Here is a 16,604-nt window from a genome sequence, read left to right on the forward strand (position 1 = left end):
TCAACTAATTTTGGCCACAGTTTTAGAATCTTGATATCTAACCTCAGATTCATTCGGCGCTAAACCAGCATTATAATGATGTGGTCTAACATTATTGTAATATCCGTTGATATAATCACTCACACTATATTTAGCATCTTTAAAGTTTTCGTATCCAACCTTTGGCATCCACTCCGTTTTAAAGCTTCTAAAAAATCGCTCCATTGGCGCATTATCCCAACAATTTCCGCGCCTGCTCATACTTTGTGTAATTTTATAGCGCCATAAACGTTGACGATATTTTAAACTTGTATAATGACTACCTTGGTCTGAATGAAACATCAGTCCTGTCGGTTTTCCTCTACTTTCATACGCGAGTTCAAGTGCTTTTAGCGTTAAATTAGTATCTGGCGACAACGACATGGCCCAACCAACGACTTTACGTGCAAATAAATCAATAACAACGGCTAAATAAGCCCAGCGATTACCTACCCAAATATACGTCACATCACCGCACCACACGGTATCTGGCTCAACAACATCAAACTGCCTATCTAGCAAATTTGGGATTTCAAGATGCTCATTACTACCCCTTTTATATTGATGTTGTGGTACTTGGCAGCTCTCTAGTTTTAGTTTAATCATGAGCTTAGCGGCGCGATAACGGCTTAATTCAAAACCGTTATTCGTTGCAATTGCTGCGATTGTCCGTGCCCCAGCTGAGCCACCGCTCATTGCATGTATTGCTTTAACTTCAGCCTCTAGCCTTACTTGCTCTGGCGTCGGCGTTGTATCCCGTATGACCCAGTACTTATAGCTGCTGCGATGCACATTGAATACACTACATAGCACACTAATTGGATAACGCTCTCGTTGATTTAACTTCTCGATTAACGAGAATTGTTCAGGGAGTCGGACATCAAGAGAGCGGTAGCCTTTTTTAATATATCCTTTTCTAATTCAATGCGTTGGATTTGCTTTTTAAGTTCGCGGATTTCAATTTGTTCGGGCGTCATTGGTGAAGCAGATGGTGTCTGGCCATTCCGCTCTTGCTTTAATTGAGTAACCCACTTACTGACGGTTGATTTACCCACCCCCATCGCTTTGGCTGCTTCTTCTTGAGTATAACTTTGGTCAACTACAAGCTGAGCTGTTTCTAACTTGATTGCCGCAGAATACGTTGCGCGTTTTAATTTCGTCATTTTTTCACCCAAATTTGTATGCTTATTAGCATAACATTTCTTTCTTAATGGGTGGCCAAATTAACTATGCCACTACAATTCAGATATATCTGAAGAAGCGTTAAAGCAATTAGTATTTTCCAGCGAGACTAAGCTAAATTGGCGTGCTTACTTAAGTCATTATGATCATGAAGATAGTTTTCATTTGGCACTAAGGGTTGATAGTGGTGAAAATATTCCTGATGGTGCGGTTTTGGGAATTTACAACGTTAAAAATGGTGTCTTAAATATATATTTATTGGAATCTTTAGTAATCCAAGAGCAAGAGCACCCTTTAAGGGGGCGGCTTACAGCATTGATGATTGTTGCCGTTTCTTACTTCTTATCATATTTTGAAAATTCCCAAGGGATCTTACTATGTGAGCCTTCTCCAGATTTAGAGGATTATTATAAATCCTTTGGTTTTGAATATATAAGTGATGATGAGATGTTTGCTTCAATTGAGCGGCTAAATGATATGCAAACAAGGTTAAATGAGGCTATTGGGTCCTAATTTGATTGAAAATCGACCTGAAATATACTAATATGAACTTAAGAATCCTCATTGGAGAGGTATGTTAAAATGAAAAAAGAAATCAAAAGATTAACGCCAAAACAAACAAAAGCATTATTACTTAAAAATGCTAAAAAGCTGATGTCTGGGCGTTACAGAACAGATAAGCCTGAGTTAATTGGTGAAAGAAAAAAAGAAGAGCTTGTAGCATAACATCACTTCTAATGAAGTAACGGCCTCCCATCCCTTTATTCACTTACTCAGATCAATTGTTAATTGAGATTAAGCCACTACGTTTCCATAGCAATATCTAGCTCTTCCAATGCGGAAACAATTTGATGTACAGTATTCCTATCAAACTCTGCACGGTCTACTTCTTCATGCGTGCCTTTATTTAAGTAGTGCCATTCACGTGATTCACCGTTTCTACCTGCTAATAGAAGGTGATTAAGGGGAGTGAGAACGGAATCTTTATTTTCATCTGAAAAACCACCTTGAGAAATCTTGGACTTGAGTTGATCAGAAAGGTTACGAAGTTCAATTGGAGCCTTTGCTGTACGTAATTTGATACTTAAATTACCATCACCATGCTTATGGACGTATTGCCATAATTTGCCTTTAGTAAGTGATTCTAAAGCTTGTCTAGATTTAGCTAGCGCATCCCTAATTTCCATTAGTTCAAGGTGATTACGAGCCGTAATTATATAATTTCTAGGTGAGCAGTTAAAATCAACTCTAATATGTTGTTCTTCAATTTTTGGTAAAAAAGAAAACGTATTAGACTCTTTTGCTTGTTTTACGGTTAAGAGGTTTTGAATATCTTTGAAAAATTCCTCACCGTGACAAGCAAGTATTATTTGCGAGCCTTTGAAAAAATCGTCCTCAAATAACGTCCTTCGAATAGACTCCCTATGTTCATCATCAATAGCATTAACAGGATCATCAAAAATCAGTAAAGGGCAGCGTTCTTTAATATTTTTTGCGAGTAATATCGCAAGGCCAATACATCGAATATGGCCTTCGCTCAATATATGCAATGCATCAAAATATTTGGTTGGTTCATTGGTGAATGAAACTTTAAGGCGTTGATTTTGGCTAAGTGGTAATTGAACTGAGGCTAGCAACTCGTGAGGTGAATCATTACGGTTAAATGAGTTATATAGTGAAACCACTAACTCACCTAGATCTGAAACTAACTTTTGAGGTAGTCCTTTTCTATATGCATTCAGTCTTGAAACAAAAGTTGAATAAGCAGAGCTAATAGTCATATTTTCTACCAGCGTTGCTTTTTCTAATTTAACCTCAGCAATAAGCTTCTCATTTTTTATAGCGAAGGTTGCAATGTCATTTTCCGCAGATTTGATTGCTTGCACGATTGTCTGACGCTGAGTTTGTAGCCTTATAATTTGATCTGCTAACCCTCTTAATCTAACAAGCTCTTGCTGCTTTACGACTCTTTGTTGAGAAAGCTGATCAATTGATAAATCGCTTTGTTCTAGTTGTTTCACTTGCGAATCTATATGTTGCCATGGTGTAAATCCATCAGCCATCTTTTCATGTAAGCTATTCCACCAGGCAATGTTTGCTTGCGTAGGTGTTGCAACAACGAAGCCATGAAGTGGGTTTTGGGAGAAACGAGCACAAGCAGAATTAACTATTTGTGATATGTTGATGATTGTTTGGTTAAAAATATTATTAAGCTGTTGGATTCGCTGTTGCAATGCACTTAGGTGTTGAAGTTTATTTAATTCATCACTTGCATTTGTATAAGGATTTATAGTGACTTGCTCAATAGGTGTCTTGCAAGCAGGGCAGTGGTCTGGGTCAGCTAACTGAAGCTGAACAACAGCTTCGTATAACTGTTGAAATGATATTTGTTGGCTAGCATTAACCAACTCTTGTTGTTTAACAGTTAATTCTGCTTGGCTAGTCGTAATGGTCTGAAGTAGTTCATTTAGTTTAACAATTGATAAACCACTTTTAGTAGCAACAGGCTGTAGAAGCTCTGTTTCAATTTGTTTGATCTTACCCAAATTATCAGCATCACCATTAATATCGGCAATCACTTGTCTCAATTTTAAACCAGGATTGTAATTCTTTGAGAACTCTATTTCTTCTGCAACAAGTAGCTGTAATGCTGATTTGTTTTCTTTGAGTAGTAATTGACTTCCCGCTAAACTTTGTTGTTTTAACCTGAGTTGGTTAGCTTTGACACCTAATAAATCTATATATTTATCATCAATTTCAGGTGAAAAATTTCTTACAAATTCATTAAATGATTCTAAGCCAAATAATGTTGAAATCAGCTCTGTTTGTTTTGCTGGAGCATGGGCTGCGATGCGGGAAAAGCTATCGATACGATTTTTTTCAACGAAGCAAAATCGATAAAGCGCATCGTTTGGCTGAATAGGTACTTCTTCACCATGATTGTTTGTACCTAGAATAGTCGGCTTTACATAGCTATTAGTGTGGGCATTTTTAAGATAATCATCTTGATTTCTAAAGCGTTTGCTTTCTGCATCAGCAACATTGCCAAGTAGAGCGTGTTCTAATGCTTCACAAAAGCTTGATTTACCAGTGCCGTTGGGACCATAGATAAGTACAAGTAAACTATTAAGGTCAAATTCTTCTTTCTTAGCGAAGCCACGAAAAGGGCCTGTTATTAATTTAGTTATTTTATTAAATGAAAATGACTTTTCTATATCATTTTCTGTAGGTGCAGGTGCTTTTGTATTTATAGTTGACCAATTAGCTTGTGCTAACGGCACTATAGACTGAATACGTTGGCCTTGCCGAGTAGTCAGGGGGATTAGCGTATCTATATTCTCAAGGACTATATTGGCAATTTTTCTTACATTAACTGAACTGGCTTCATTGCCAAGTGTTTGCATAAATCGTAGATATTCGGCTCTGATCATAACTCACACCCTTATTAATTCATTTTAACTCGACTATTTGGCTTGTTGGGATATCATATTTAAGGTAATTAAATTTATTTAAACTATTGCTATCAGTGGCATTGAACCACAGGAAAGTAGCAATTGGTCCTCAGTATGAGGAGGGAAATAATTATTTTTTATTGGAATAATTAGTCAAAAACAGTATCTATCCGTGTGGATCTATTTCTATATCGGTTGCAGGAATTGAACAGCAAGTTAGTATTTCACCATCCCCTACATAGGCTAAAGGAGACATTTCATAATGAACTTCTCCTTTAATTAACTTACACCTACATGCGCCACAGAACCCATCTCTACAGTGGTAATGGGTTTCAATATTCTCTCTTTCTAATGAGTCTAAGATGTTTTTATCAGGTTCGAGAAACGAAATAACTCGTTCCTCGACCGTTATTTTCCATGACATTATAATTCGTAATCGTCAAACTCACCTGCTTCAACGTTAGAGTCAATCTGACCAACCAAATAGCTTGATATTTCTGCTTCTTGTGGGGCAACTTGTACGTTATCAGACGTTAAATATGAATTCATCCAAGGAAGAGGGTTGCTTTTAATATCGAATGGACTGTCTAAGCCAATAGCCATCATTCTTTGATGACTAATATACTCGATATATTCTTTGATAATCGCGGCATTCAAACCAATCATTGAACCATCTTTAAATAAGTAATCGGCCCATTCTTTTTCTTGTTCAACTACGTCCAAGAAAATTTGTTTACCTTGCTCTTCCAATTCAATGCAAATTTGTTTCATTTCAGGATCATCACCACCATTTTTCCATATGTTTAACATATGCTGTGTACCCGTTAAATGAAGGGCTTCGTCCCTTGCAATAAGGCGAATTAGTTTGCTGTTCCCCTCAAGTAAAGATCTCTCTGAAAACGCAAACGAACAGGCGAAACTAACGTAAAAACGAATAGCTTCTAAAGCATTAACAGAGCACACCGCAAGGTATAACTTTTCCTTTAATTTGTGTAAAGTAACATCATATTCAACACCTTCAGATGTATGTTTACCTTCGCCATGTAAGTTATATAACTGTGAATATAAAATTAAATCATCAAAGTAAAGCGAAATACTTTCAGCACGTTTCAATATTGCAGGGTTAATGATTATTTCATCAAATACTTCACCAGGGTTGGTGAATAAATTTCTTAAAATATGTGTATATGAACGAGAATGAATCGTCTCACTAAATGCCCATGTTTCTATCCATGTTTCAACTTCAGGTAAGGAAGCCAATGGGAGTAACACCGCATTAACTGAACGTGCGGCCATACTATCAAGTAAGATTTGATATTTAAGGTTAGAGATGAAAATGTGCTTTTCGGCATCAGATAGACTTTGCCAATCCCCGCGATCTTTTGATACATCAACTTCTTCTGGTCGCCAGAAGAAAGACAGTTGTTTCTCAATTAAGTTTTCGAATGCCACGTGTTTTTGAACATCATAACGTGATACATTCACAGGGTTGCCAAAGAACATCGGTTCTTTTAAAGCGTCATTATTTTTTTGATTAAAAGTAGTATATTTCATTTTTTATTTATTCCGGGATAAAGCCACATATTTATTTTTTTATGCTGCTATTTTAAGTTGTGTGGCATTTTTTGTGATTTTATGTGTGGTTCCACACAAGTTGAACACGTTGTTTGTGTTTGATTTAGCTTGATTAGTTTTTAAAATTTTGCTATTGTGTGTGTATGGCTGACGGGATTTGAGCTCGATTATCTTAGCGTTACCTTCCATAAGTTCACGTTCAGCAAATGCAAATGAACAAGCAAAGCTGACATAAAAACGAATTGCTTCAAGAATATTTACCGACATCATAGCGAGGTAAAGTTTCTTTTTCAGCTCGAATAAGTTTACAACAACTGTTTTACCGTTGATTTCATGCTTGCCTTCACCGTAAAGGTTGTAAAGTGAAACAGAGTTAATTAAATCATCGTAATAAGTTGTAACTGCATCAGCGCGCTCGCTAATTTTATCGTTGCTAACTATGTCATCAAAAATAAGCTCTGGTGATTGTGTTACGTTACGAATAATGTGGGTGTATGAACGGCTGTGAATTGTTTCACTAAATGCCCACGTTTCTATCCAGGTTTCAAGTTCTGGGATAGACACGATAGGTAGTAGCGCAACGTTAGGAGAGCGGCCTTGTACACTATCAAGCAGTGTTTGATATTTTAAGTTACTTAAAAATATGTGCTTTTCATGCTCTGGTAGCGCCTGAAAATCTAAACGGTCTTTACTCACATCTACTTCTTCTGGTCGCCAAAAGAAAGACAGTTGCTTTTCAATTAACTTTTCAAAAATAGGATATTTTTGTTGATCGTAACGCGATACGTTAACGGTCTGGCCAAAAAACATTGGCTCTTGCATTTGGTTATTATGATTACGACTAAAAGTAGTATAAGACATGTTTATCACTCAAAAAACTATCAGAACAAAGCGGGCTGCATGCCCGCTTAAGATAAAATTAACGACTATATTTTACACGCGCCGCCTGCACAATCGTCATCTTCCACTTCTGGAGTGTCGTCTTGTGCATCAGATGCGCCATCACGGGTATTATGGTAATACAGAGTTTTGACCCCCAATTTGTAGGCGCTAAGTAAGTCTTTTAATAAGACTTTCATAGGTACTTTACCGCCTTCAAATTTATTTGGATCATAATTTGTGTTTGCAGAAATAGTTTGGTCAACAAATTTTTGCATGATACCGACAAGCTGTAAGTAACCATCATTAGAAGGAATGTCCCAAAGTAACTCATAGTTGTCTTTCAAACGTTCGTACTCAGGTACAACTTGTTTTAAAATACCATCTTTACTTGCTTTAACACTAATGTGACCGCGTGGCGGCTCGATACCATTTGTTGCGTTCGAGATTTGCGATGACGTTTCTGATGGCATTAATGCGCTTAGTGTTGAGTTACGCATACCGTGTTCTTGTATGCTTTTACGCAGTGCATCCCAATCAAGATGCAGTGGCTCATCACAAATTTTATCTAAGTCTGTTTTATACGTATCTGTAGGCATAATACCTTGAGAATACGTTGTTTCGTTAAACTTAGGACATGCACCACGTTCTTTTGCAAGTTCGTTTGACGCTTTCATCAAGTAGTATTGAATAGCTTCGAATGTTTTATGTGTTAGTGCATTTGCACTGCCGTCTGAATAACGCTTACCATTTTTAGCTAAGTAGTAGGCATAGTTGATTACGCCTATTCCTAACGTACGACGTCCCATCGTTGCGTTTTTGGCAGCTGGTACTGGGTAGTCTTGGAAGTCGAGTAAATTATCGAGTGCACGTACAGCTAGCTCCGCAAGCTCTTCTAGTTCATCTAGAGACTCAAGCGCACCTAAGTTGAAAGCAGACAGTGTACATAATGCAATTTCGCCTTCTTCGTCGTTAACGTTGTTAAGTGGTTTAGTCGGTAATGCAATTTCTAAACACAAGTTAGACTGACGAATTGGCGCAACTTTCGCTATAAACGGGCTATGTGTATTACAGTGATCTACATTCTGTAAGTATATGCGGCCAGTACTTGCACGCTCTTGTGCAAACACAGAGAACAATTCAATGGCTTTAATACGCTTTTTACGAATTGACTCGTCTTGTTCGTATTTAACATATAACGCATCAAATTCGTCTTGATCTTCAAAAAACGCATCGTAAAGACCTGGCACGTCTGATGGGCTAAATAACGTGATGTAATCGTCTTTAATCAAACGAGAATACATTAGCTTATTAAATTGTACGCCGTAATCTAAATGACGAACACGGTTGTCATCAACACCACGGTTATTTTTAAGAACTAAAAGGTTCTCTACTTCTAAATGCCATAGCGGGTAGAATAGGGTTGCTGCGCCGCCGCGAACACCACCTTGCGAACAACTCTTAACAGCTGTTTGAAAGTGCTTGTAAAAAGGGATACAACCTGTGTGGTATGCTTCGCCATTACGGATATGGCTTCCTAATGCACGGATACGACCAGCATTAATACCGATACCAGCACGCTGAGAAACGTATTTTACAATAGCTGACGACGTTGCATTGATTGAATCAAGGCTGTCGCCACATTCAATAAGTACGCAAGAGCTAAATTGACGAGTAGGCGTACGTACACCAGCCATGATTGGCGTAGGCAATGAAATTTTAAATAACGATACCGCGTCGTAAAAACGTTTTATGTATGAAACTCGTGTTTCTCGTGGGTAATCTGCAAATAAGCTTGCAGCCACTAAAATATATAAAAACTGTGCGCTTTCATAAATTTCACCCGTTACACGGTTTTGAACTAGGTATTTACCTTCTAATTGCTTAACTGCAGCGTAACTAAAATTAAGATCGCGTGAGTGGTCAAGGTATTCGTCTAATTCGTCAAATTCTTGCTCTGTATAATCAGCAAGTAAGTGAGCATCGTAACGTTTATCACTCACCATTTTTGTTACGTGATCAAATAAACGTGGAGGCTCGAATTGACCGTATGCTTTTTTACGTAAGTGGAATACAGCTAAACGCGCAGCAAGATACTGGTAATCAGGTGATTCTTTAGAAATCTGATCGGCAGCCGCTTTGATAATCGTTTCGTGAATATCTTTTGTACGAATACCATCATAAAATTGAATATGTGACTTTAATTCAACCTGTGAAACCGAAACGTTATTTAAACCTTCGGCGGCCCATTCTATAACGCGATGGATCTTATCAAGATCAAGAGGCTCTTTGCGCCCGTCACGTTTGCTTACAGATAACTGTTGGTTCATAGCTTTGCCTGTATTCCTTGGGGATAATGTATTTTTGACCAATGTTGTACGTCTCAAAAAGAGAAGTAGTGCTCATTTTTTATAAGTTTTACCCAATGAGGTAAATTTAATTGAATAACATTTGGCCACAATATCTGGTGTTGTTCAATTTAGAGATCACAAGATAGTGTGGTCTGAGTTGATTTGCAAGGGGCATGATTGCCCCTATTTGTGGATAACGTTGGGATAACGTATTTGTGTTAGTAGGCATTAACCTTTGATCATTCATTGAAGTTGAAATTTTTAAAAATCAACTCAGGATCGACTAAATTTACACATTTTGAAAATAAATGTCGGCTGCTTTTTTTATCATCAAGCTTTGCGTAAAAACTAACACAATCACAATATATAGTGTTTATATCTAAAATGGGCACTATATATGGTTAAATGCGTCAATAGGACTACGCCAGTTAAAATCAGCTTTCCAAGTAAGTGCTTCTGCATCGCTTGGAATGTACCCCCACAGAGCAGTAGCTGTAGGCATACCTGCTGCTTTACCCGCTTGAATGTCTCGCTCGGCATCACCTATGTATAAACAGCGAGCTGGTATTACGTCCATTAGTTTTGCGCAATGAAGTAAAGGTAGAGGAGAGGGTTTGGCTTCTTCAAGTGTATCACCGCTAATAACAACTGCCGCATTTTTTAAAGCGGGGATCGCAGCGACAAGCGGCTCAGTTAAAAAGCCAGGCTTGTTTGTCATGATCCCCCATTTGATCTTTTTGTGATCAAGTGAGATCAGTAGTGGTTCAATACCGGCAAAGCATTGGGTGTATTTCGCAATGTTTTGGGCATAGCTATCGACCAATTGTTTTATCAACTGTGCTTGTGCAAGAGAGGGCCACAACTCTTTAAAACCCGCTTCCAATAAAGCTGCCGCACCATTAGAAGCCGCTGGGCGATATATTTCGCTTGTTACTTCGGCAATTTGATTTGCTCGTAGTACACTATTAAGTGCAGCGCCTAAATCGTCAGCTGTGTCGAGTAAGGTGCCGTCTAAATCAAACAAAAACGCATCATATTGATAAAGTTCTAATGATGAACCTGCGCTCTTCATTACACCAACTTCTCAAAATGAAGGATATAATTAACACTAACATCATTATTAAGTGTGTATTGTTTAGAGAAGGGGTTATACGAAAGTCCTGAGCTTGCACGTACTTTTAAGCCCGCTTGCTCGGCCCACGCAATTAGCTGCGCCGGTTTAATAAACTTTTTGTGATCGTGAGTTCCCTCTGGAACCATTTTTAATAGTTTTTCAGCACCTACAATTGCGTACAAGTAGGCTTTCGGTGTTTTATTGAGGGTAGAGAAAAAAACATCAGCGCCAGGTTTTGCAAGTTTGGCAACGGCGTGAATAATTGAAGCAGGGTCTGGAACGTGTTCGAGCATTTCCATACAGGTAACAACGTCAAATCGTTCAGGGTGTTCTTCAGCAAACTGTTCTGCGGGTATTTTTATGTAATCTACATTAACACCCGTTTCTAGGCTGTGTAATTTAGCGACAGTCAAGGGCTCTTGTCCCATATCAATACCTGTTACCTTTGCCCCCATACGTGCCATGCTTTGGCTTAAAATACCCCCACCACAGCCAACATCGAGCGTTTCTTTATCAAATAAACCTTGCGTTTTATTTGCAATAAAATCTAGGCGTAACGGATTAATTTCGTGAAGAGGTTTAAACTCACCCTCTAAATCCCACCAACGCTCTGCGATGGCTTCAAACTTTGCTATTTCTGCGTGATCTACATTTTGATGTTCGGTCATAAAATACTTCCTCGTCAATCTGAGGCCATTATATAGGCCTAAATTGATAAATCGCAAAGTTTTGCGCCTGTAAATTAAAATTAATTGTGATAGCATGTCTGTTAGTAATAATAACAATACTCTTTAAAACCTAATACTGGGTTATTAAGAGCTGCTACTGAAGGAATGTGATATCAAATGACTGATCTCGCCAATGAAATTCTGCCAGTCAATATTGAAGACGAGTTAAAAAACTCCTACTTAGATTACGCAATGAGTGTAATTGTAGGACGTGCATTACCAGACGTACGTGATGGCTTAAAGCCAGTTCACCGCCGCGTTTTGTTTGCAATGAACGAGCTTAGTAATGATTGGAACAAGCCTTACAAAAAGTCGGCACGTGTTGTCGGTGATGTAATCGGTAAATACCACCCACACGGCGATAGCGCAGTTTATGACACGATAGTTCGTATGGCACAGCCATTCTCACTTCGTTATATGCTTGTAGACGGCCAGGGTAACTTTGGTTCTGTTGATGGTGATTCAGCTGCTGCTATGCGTTACACCGAAGTACGTATGGCTAAAATGTCTCATGAGTTATTAGCGGATCTTGAGAAAGAAACGGTTGATTTCGTTCCTAACTACGATGGCACAGAGCAAATTCCTGATGTTTTACCAACCAAGGTACCTAATTTACTTGTAAATGGTTCTTCTGGTATTGCCGTAGGTATGGCGACAAACATCCCACCACATAACTTAACTGAAGTTATCAATGGTTGTTTAGCATTAATTGTTAATCCAGATTTAACCATAACTGAGTTAATGGATTACATTCCTGGTCCAGATTTCCCTACAGCCGCAATCATTAACGGTAAAAAAGGGATTGAACAAGCGTACCAAACGGGTCGTGGCAAGGTGTACATGCGTGCACGCGCTGACATCGAAACAGACGAAAAAACGGGTCGTGAAACAATTATTGTTCATGAAATCCCTTATCAAGTTAACAAAGCGCGCTTAATTGAAAAAATAGCGGAGCTTGTTAAAGATAAAAAAATTGAAGGCATTAGTGCACTACGTGATGAATCAGATAAAGACGGTATGCGTATCGTTATTGAGATAAAGCGTGGTGACGTAGGTGAAGTGATTCTAAACAACCTATATGCACAAACACAGTTACAAACAGTGTTTGGTATGAACATGGTTGCACTCATCAATAATCAGCCTAAGTGTTTTAATTTAAAAGAAATGCTTGAAGAGTTTATTATTCACCGTCGTGAAGTAGTAACTCGTCGTACAGTATTTGATTTACGTAAAGCGCGCGACCGTGCACACATGCTAGAAGGTCTAGCAATTGCACTTGCCAACATTGACCCAATTATTGAACTTATTCGTAAATCTCCAACACCTGCAGAAGCAAAAATAGCGTTAACTGCACGTTCGTGGGAATTAGGTAATGTTAAAGCAATGCTTGAAAAAGCAGGTGAGGCTAACGTTGCTCGCCCAGATTGGTTAGCTGATGATTTAGGTATACGCGACGGCCAATACTTTATTTCTGAGCAACAAGCTCAAGCGATTCTTGACTTACGATTACACAAGCTAACAGGCCTTGAGCACGAAAAAATCTTAAGTGAATACCAAACACTGCTTGATTTAATTGCTGAACTGTTACACATACTGGCAAGCCCAGAGCGCTTAATGGAAGTAATTCGTGACGAGTTAGTTGAAATTAAGGCGCAATATGGTGATGAGCGCCGCACTGAAATCAACGCAGCCGCGCATGATATCAGCCTTGAAGATCTAATAACTGAAGAAAACGTAGTTGTTACGCTTTCTCACGAAGGCTATGTTAAGTATCAGGCGTTGTCTGATTACGAAGCGCAGCGTCGTGGTGGTAAAGGTAAATCTGCAACAAAAATGAAAGACGAAGATTTTATTGAGCGTTTATTAGTTGCAAACACGCATGATACTATTTTATGTTTCTCTACAGCAGGGCGTTTATATTGGTTAAAAGTATATCAATTACCACTAGCAAGTCGTGCAGCACGCGGTAAGCCAATTGTAAACTTATTACCTTTAGAAGCTGACGAACGTATTACCGCTATTTTGCCAGTACGTGAGTACGAAGAAGATAAATACATCTTTATGGCAACAGCATTTGGTACAGTGAAGAAAACACCTTTAACAGCCTACAGCCGTCAACGTGCTAGCGGTATTATTGCCGTTAACCTAAATGAGGGTGATAGCTTAATTGGTGTTGATATTACTGATGGTACCAACGAAATAATGTTGTTTACCGATGCGGGTAAGGTTGTTCGCTTTAAAGAAGCTGAAGAATCTGCTGTTGTTGATGAAAATGGAAACCCAGTATTAGACGAAGAAGGTAACCCAGAAATTCGTTTCAAGGGTGTTCGTCCAATGGGCAGAACGGCAACGGGTGTACGCGGTATTAAAATGACCGACGAGCAACGTGTTGTATCGCTCATCGTGCCAAAAACTGATGGCGCAATATTGACTGTAACTGAAAATGGTTATGGTAAACGAACTCAACTTGAAGATTACCCATCTAAGAGTCGTGCAACACAAGGTGTTGTATCAATTAAGGTGAGTGAGCGTAATGGTGCTGTAGTAGGTGCTGTTCAAGTTGATGACAACGACGAAATAATGCTTATTTCAAATCGCGGAACGTTAGTGCGTACTCGTGTGAACGAAGTTTCAACGGTTGGTCGTAACACACAAGGTGTTATTTTGATCAGAACTATTGACGAAGAGCAAGTAGTTGGTTTACAACGTATAGAAGAAATTGAAGTTACAGAAAGTGACTTAATTAATACTGAAGACGTTGAAACAGTAGATACAGTTATAGATGAAGTCGTGGATGATAATCCTCCTTCAGAATAATTGAGATTGAAAAAGCGGCCTTGGCCGCTTTTTTTAATGTTGTTGAAAAAAATTAATACAGCGTGGATTTAATATTTTCATGTTGAGTGTATAAATTACTGGAATGAGGCAAAGGTAATGAGTAAATATAATTTTTGTGCAGGGCCGGCTATGCTTCCGCAAGCGGTAATGCAAAAAGCACAAAAAGAATTCTTAGATTGGCAAGACATGGGCGTTTCTGTAATGGAAATTAGCCACCGTAGTAAAGAATTTTTGGCATTAACTGCAAAATGTGAAGCAAGCTTAAGACGCTTAATGAATATTAGTGATGAATTTGAAGTTTTATTTATGCATGGTGGTGGTCGCGGTCAGTTTAGTGCAGTGCCCCTCAATCTTCATCAAGCAGATAAAAAAGCTATCTACTGCGAAAATGGTGTGTGGTCTAAAAGCGCGACAGACGAAGCTAACAAGTTTACTTCAACAACCAGTGTTAATGTACGTAACGATGCAGATGGAAAATTCTCAATTAAAAATGTAGCTGATTGGGTTTTACCTGCAGATGCCTCATATATTCATTATTGCCCAAACGAAACCGTAGATGGCTTAGAAATTTTTGAGGTGCCAAGTCATCCAACGGCACCAATTGTTGCTGATATGTCGTCAACGATTTTATCGCGCGAAATTGATGTAGATAAATTTGATTTAATTTACGCTGGTGCGCAAAAAAATATCGGTCCATCAGGTATCGCTATCGTTATTGTGCGCAAAACATTACTTGATCGTGAAGGTTTAGCTAAGCCTGGTATTTTAGATTATGCACTCGAAGCGAAGCAGGGCAGTATGTTTAATACACCACCCACATTTGCATGGTACTTAGCTGCAGAAGTGTTTGAATGGTTAGAAGCCCAAGGTGGTGTAAAAGCGATGGAAGCTCAGAACATCGCTAAGGCTGAACTTCTTTATAATTTTATTGATGAGTCTCCTTTTTATTCAAATAAAGTAGCCAAGCATTGCCGCTCACGTATGAACGTCCCATTTTGGCTTAATGACGAAAGCTTAAATGAAAAGTTTGTATCACAATCTAAAGAAGCTGGTTTATTAGCGCTTGAAGGGCACAGAATAGTAGGCGGTATGCGCGCAAGTATTTATAACGCAATGCCACTTGAAGGCGTACAAGCGCTTGTTGATTTCATGGCAGCTTTTGCAAAGGAGAATAGCTAATGGAGCAACTTCGTTTAGAACCGATATCGCGTGTTAACGGCTCTGTGACATTACCAGGGTCAAAAAGTTTATCTAATCGTATTTTACTGCTGGCTGCTCTGGCTAGCGGAACAACCGTTGTAGAGAACTTACTCGATAGTGATGATATTCGTCATATGTTGGGAGCACTAGAGCTTTTAGGTGTAACAGTAACACTTAATGAAGACCGAACAGTTGCAACTGTTCATGGTGTTGGTGGTGAGTTCAAAAAACCTAATAAACCTTTATTTTTAGGTAATGCTGGTACAGCATATCGTCCGTTAACAGCTGTTTTAGCAGCTGTTAAAGGTGAGTATGAGTTAGTCGGTGAGCCACGTATGGAAGAGCGCCCAATAGGGCACTTAGTTGATGCGCTTCAAGCCCTTGGTGGTGATATTACCTATACAAAGCACAAAGACTACCCACCGCTTAAAATTGTTGGTGGGCAAATTAATGGTGGCGAAGTTGAAATTGATGGCAGTATTTCAAGTCAATTTTTAACCGCTTTATTAATGGCAGCTCCATTATTCAGTGGTGATACGCAAATTACAATTAAAGGCACATTGGTGTCTAAGCCTTATATTGATATTACTTTAGGGGTTATGGCGCGTTTTGGTATTACCGTTGAACATTCAGACTATTCACTATTTAAAGTAAAAGGTGGCCAACAGTATCAATCACCTGAACGCATAATGGTTGAAGGTGACGCATCATCGGCTTCTTATTTTGTTGCAGCCGCAGCCATTGCTGGTGGCGAGATTGAAATTAAAGGTGTGGGTGCTAAATCGGTTCAGGGTGATATTGGCTTTGCGAAGGTGATGGAACAAGTCGGTGCACAAATCGATTGGTACGATGAACGTTTAGTTGTGAGGAAAGGCGAGTTAAAAGGGGTCGACATAGACGCCAATGCCATTCCCGATGCTGCAATGACGTTGGCTACCGTTGCTTTATTTGCTAAAGGTCCCACAGCTATTCGTAATATTTATAATTGGCGTGTAAAAGAAACAGACCGTCTTTACGCTATGAGTACAGAACTTCGTAAAGTAGGTGCAAAAGTTGTTGAGGGGGAGGATTTTATTGAAATAACTCCGCCATTAACATTTAACGATGTCGCTATTGATACTTACGATGATCACCGGATTGCTATGTGTTTTGCCATGGTTGCAGTGGGCGGAAAGCCTATAACAATCAATGACCCTAAGTGTACCTATAAAACATTTCCTACGTTTTTCAATGTATTAGCATCAGTGAGTGAATAGGCTTTTTATAA

General features: G+C 38.8%; 12 protein-coding genes and 1 pseudogene. 5 read left to right on the forward strand and 8 right to left on the reverse strand.

The annotated features are described in order from the left end of the window. Positions 1–1,181, reverse strand: a protein-coding gene (locus PS1M3_RS07695; protein WP_203985558.1) for an IS3 family transposase whose coding sequence is annotated in 2 segments (ribosomal slippage) — positions 1–923 and positions 923–1,181 — 1,182 coding nt in all. Because the reading frame shifts where the segments join, the coding sequence is not laid out codon by codon here. A 184-nt stretch (positions 1,182–1,365) separates the two neighbouring features. On the opposite strand from PS1M3_RS07695, the gene PS1M3_RS07700 reads away from it, so the two are divergent. Both PS1M3_RS07700 and PS1M3_RS07705 read left to right on the forward strand, forming a co-directional pair. Further along, a complete protein-coding gene (locus PS1M3_RS07700; RefSeq protein ID WP_138740569.1) occupies positions 1,366–1,713 on the forward strand; it encodes a hypothetical protein in 348 nt (115 codons plus the stop codon). A 69-nt stretch (positions 1,714–1,782) separates the two neighbouring features. Continuing rightward, entirely contained in the window at positions 1,783–1,926 is a 144-nt protein-coding gene (locus PS1M3_RS07705) for a hypothetical protein (protein WP_171047583.1), read from the forward strand. A 77-nt stretch (positions 1,927–2,003) separates the two neighbouring features. On the opposite strand, the gene PS1M3_RS07710 is transcribed toward PS1M3_RS07705, so the two are convergent. From PS1M3_RS07710 to ubiG, 7 genes and pseudogenes are all read right to left on the reverse strand, one after another. Next, entirely contained in the window at positions 2,004–4,631 is a 2,628-nt protein-coding gene (locus tag PS1M3_RS07710) for an AAA family ATPase (protein ID WP_203987107.1), read from the reverse strand. A gap of 187 nt (positions 4,632–4,818) precedes the next feature. Beyond that, complete coding sequence (yfaE, locus tag PS1M3_RS07715) at positions 4,819–5,076, reverse strand: class I ribonucleotide reductase maintenance protein YfaE (RefSeq protein ID WP_138740571.1); 258 nt, start codon at positions 5,074–5,076, stop codon at positions 4,819–4,821. After that, positions 5,076–6,206 carry a class Ia ribonucleoside-diphosphate reductase subunit beta gene (gene nrdB / locus PS1M3_RS07720; RefSeq protein ID WP_203987109.1) on the reverse strand — a complete coding sequence of 377 codons (1,131 nt, stop codon included), beginning with the start codon at positions 6,204–6,206 and terminating at the stop codon, positions 5,076–5,078. The genes yfaE and nrdB (PS1M3_RS07720) overlap by 1 nt, the downstream gene beginning before the upstream one ends. 150 nt (positions 6,207–6,356) lie before the next feature. After that, positions 6,357–7,088, reverse strand: a pseudogene (gene nrdB, locus PS1M3_RS07725) (class Ia ribonucleoside-diphosphate reductase subunit beta); the annotation flags it as partial. 65 nt (positions 7,089–7,153) lie between these two features. Then, complete coding sequence (nrdA, locus tag PS1M3_RS07730) at positions 7,154–9,436, reverse strand: class 1a ribonucleoside-diphosphate reductase subunit alpha (RefSeq protein WP_008132948.1); 2,283 nt, start codon at positions 9,434–9,436, stop codon at positions 7,154–7,156. Positions 9,437–9,848: 412 nt separating this feature from the next. Then, positions 9,849–10,529, reverse strand: a complete 681-nt coding sequence (locus tag PS1M3_RS07735) for an HAD-IA family hydrolase (RefSeq protein WP_006794446.1) — start codon at positions 10,527–10,529, stop codon at positions 9,849–9,851. Continuing rightward, positions 10,529–11,239, reverse strand: a complete 711-nt coding sequence (gene ubiG / locus PS1M3_RS07740) for a bifunctional 2-polyprenyl-6-hydroxyphenol methylase/3-demethylubiquinol 3-O-methyltransferase UbiG (protein WP_010557415.1) — start codon at positions 11,237–11,239, stop codon at positions 10,529–10,531. The genes PS1M3_RS07735 and ubiG overlap by 1 nt, the downstream gene beginning before the upstream one ends. A gap of 177 nt (positions 11,240–11,416) precedes the next feature. Here ubiG and gyrA point away from each other — a divergent pair, with 177 nt between their 5' ends. From gyrA to aroA, 3 genes are all read left to right on the forward strand, one after another. Continuing rightward, entirely contained in the window at positions 11,417–14,116 is a 2,700-nt protein-coding gene (gyrA, locus tag PS1M3_RS07745; protein ID WP_008132953.1) for a DNA topoisomerase (ATP-hydrolyzing) subunit A, read from the forward strand. Positions 14,117–14,233: 117 nt separating this feature from the next. Further along, complete coding sequence (gene serC / locus PS1M3_RS07750; protein ID WP_039036917.1) at positions 14,234–15,316, forward strand: 3-phosphoserine/phosphohydroxythreonine transaminase; 1,083 nt, start codon at positions 14,234–14,236, stop codon at positions 15,314–15,316. Next, positions 15,316–16,593 (forward strand): 3-phosphoshikimate 1-carboxyvinyltransferase, encoded by a 1,278-nt coding sequence (gene aroA, locus PS1M3_RS07755; protein ID WP_039036918.1) that lies wholly within the window; start codon positions 15,316–15,318, stop codon positions 16,591–16,593. The genes serC and aroA overlap by 1 nt, the downstream gene beginning before the upstream one ends. Positions 16,594–16,604: the final 11 nt, after the last annotated feature.

The organism is Pseudoalteromonas sp. PS1M3 (assembly GCF_016865405.1).
Classification (GTDB): Bacteria; Pseudomonadota; Gammaproteobacteria; order Enterobacterales; family Alteromonadaceae; genus Pseudoalteromonas; species Pseudoalteromonas marina.